Here is a 2,678-nt window from a genome sequence, read left to right on the forward strand (position 1 = left end):
CATTCTTGACTCTTTTCTTTGTAATAAAATCCACAGTGAAGGTCTTCTGTAAAAGTGATTATTTCACAGGAATGATACCGGTAAGATCAAATATCAGTACCGGTAAAATCCCATTAGAGTCCGCTGGTGACCAGTTGGAGTCCGCTAGTATTTTCTGGCTGAGAAGAATTCCCTCATATTCAGTGATCCGGTCTCGATGAAGACCGCATTGTGGATTATTCTATCCATAATCGCGTCCGCATGGACGCCGCCACCTAATCTTCTATGCCAGTCCTCAGTTCGGAACTGAGTACAGAAGATGGTGGATGAGAGATCATGCCTTCGTTCAATCAGTTCAAACAGAAAATGCTGCTCATCATCGGCCATCTCTTCAAGCAGCCACTCATCCAGTATCAGCAAGGAGTATGCGGCATATTTCTTGAGCAGTTTTTGAGGTCCCTTGGGAACCAAGGTTGCCTCATCGAATTCCATAAGCAGATCCGGAATTCTGATGTATCTCGTTCTGTATTGCCTTTTGCAGGACTGTTTACCGAGTGCGCAGGCTAAGTAGGTTTTTCCGGATCCTGTGAACCCGTGAAAAACGATATTCATTCTGGCATCCATAAACTGACATGTACCCAGTTCCACTATCGTCTGCTTATCTATCCCTCTGTCGAGGAAATGGATGTCGTTAAGCTCGGCTTTAGGTAACCTAAGCCTCGACGCTTTCAGCAGTCGGGTTATCTTATGGTTATACTTTTCCTGGTAGAGATAGTCGACCATCAGCTGGAATCTTTCTTCGAAGCTCAACACCAGGGTCTGAGAATCCGGCAAATGTATGTCGACGTACTGGATCAGCTCTTCAAGATTCATTTCTCTTAGTTTTCTACGAGTTTCATCATGTATCATTTTTTCTTCCCTCCATAGTATTCTGGGCCTCTGACATAGCCTTCAGTCGCATGATTTCTGATTTCAGAGAACTTGTTGCTTAAATATATCTGGTCTTGATTCGAGGAAAGTATTGTTTTAAGATGGTGGTACCTAGGCATCCTGACTTTCGTCAGGGCGAATTCGCAGGCAGTTTCGAGTCTGGCCTCCGAGTAGGACTTGCTTAGGCGTAGTACGGACAGGGATGAATTATACCCCTGTTCTTTTATTTTGACCCCTGAAAATATTCTGCTGATGACTTCTCCTGTATGTGTTCCGATGGAATATGCCCAGTTTAGAATTCTCTGGTCATCCCACTCCGGCTTGCTGAAATAATCGGGCATATCTTCTTTGTCTGTAGAGAACTTGTTGGAGACATAAGCAGGAAGTTTCTTATGGGTCTTTATGCGCTGATCCTGATAGTAGATTTCGAGCAGGTTTTCCGACACCCTGATGTCGACCTTCTTTCCCATATACTGGTATGGGCACGAGTAACGGTTGTTGGCGTAAACCACGTGTGAATCCAAGGCTATGGAACGGTGATAGAACCAGTCGGCTATCTCATACGGGATATCGGGCAGGCGGTGGAGATACTCGGACTCTTCTTCAAACGCAAGGTATCTGCTGCCTTCTCTCTTCTGGAACGGTTGTTTGTTGAACTCTTCAAGAGCATCACGCACACCCGCTTTAAGTTCTTCGAAAGACCCGAAGTCCTTATTCCTCAGCTTAGCAATAACTGCAGTTGCCAGTTTCCCGACAGAACCTTCGACAGAAGGTTTCTGTTTCGGCTTTCTTATGCCTGTCGGCATGACTGCAGTTATGTAGTGCTGTGCCAAGGCATCATATTCATCATTGAGAATGATTTCTCCCTCTTTGGGATGCTTCACGACACCCGTTTTCAAGTTGTCGCACACCGTCCTTATCGGGACACCACCATAGAACTCATACATATGGACATGACATCTGAGCCAGGTATGCTGCTTCATGTCCAGGCATGGTTCAACATAGGTATACTGACTGTAGGGGAGCGTTGCAGTGAACAGATAGACCTTGATCACTTCGCCGGTAGAACGATTCACATAGGACATCGTTGAACCTGACCAATCTACTTCTACAGCGACTCCTGGTTTGTGTATGAGATGATTTGTTATTTTCTTGGAGACGGTATGTGCGGCGTACCCACGGCAGTATTTCGTATACCCCATAGGCAAAGTCCCTTTTCGTAAACACTCATCCTGGTACTCTTTCCAGAGCAGTTTGAGCGTCACTCCAATCCTTTTCAGTTCCTCGTGCACATAGTCGTAATCCGGGTCTTGATGGAGCGTCTCAATTGCAAACTTCTCGGGAAAGAAAAGTCTGTAGACCTCATCTGGTGTCTTGTGCTTTACGTCAGAATAGGTGATGCCCATCTGATCAGCGATACGGAACACAGAAGATACGGAGTTTCGAGACATCCCTCTCAGGGCAGAGATTGTGTTGCGGGACATGTGGGATTCTCTCAGTTCAAGAATCAGTTTGACTTGAATTTTGCTGGCCATAAAAAGCCTCCTTCCAATAATTCTGTAACTTACGTTACAGTTCAATTTTATCGGAAGGAGGACTTGTTCCGTATATTACCGGACTCCAGAATGATATTAAATTTTTATTAACCGGACTCATTGAGAAGTATCGGTGGACTCCAAAGAGATATCAGTGGAATCATATGAGTGAAATAATCAAAAGGGCATCACCGATGTACCTTTCGTTCAAGAGAATCTTCTTTATGGTCTCCG

2 protein-coding genes are annotated in these 2,678 nt (G+C 45.0%); both read right to left on the reverse strand.

Annotation, left to right across the window (positions count from 1 at the left end):
• Window positions 1-144: 144 nt before the first annotated feature.
• Window positions 145-888, reverse strand: coding sequence for an ATP-binding protein (locus RTX25_RS14415; protein WP_312654608.1), 744 nt, complete (start codon window positions 886-888; stop codon window positions 145-147).
• Complete coding sequence (istA, locus tag RTX25_RS14420) at window positions 885-2,444, reverse strand: IS21 family transposase (RefSeq protein WP_312654609.1); 1,560 nt, start codon at window positions 2,442-2,444, stop codon at window positions 885-887. Before istA ends, RTX25_RS14415 begins: the two co-directional genes overlap by 4 nt.
• Between the last annotated feature and the right edge of the window lie 234 nt (window positions 2,445-2,678).

It is taken from the genome of Proteiniclasticum sp., from assembly GCF_032054185.1.
GTDB lineage: Bacteria > Bacillota > Clostridia > Clostridiales > Clostridiaceae > Proteiniclasticum.

Bases quoted from the DNA above. Each gene is read 5' to 3' on its own strand.
- RTX25_RS14415 (WP_312654608.1), bottom strand. From the start codon at position 888: ATGATACATGATGAAACTCGTAGAAAACTAAGAGAAATGAATCTTGAA.
- istA (WP_312654609.1), bottom strand. From the start codon at position 2,444: ATGGCCAGCAAAATTCAAGTCAAACTGATTCTTGAACTGAGAGAATCC.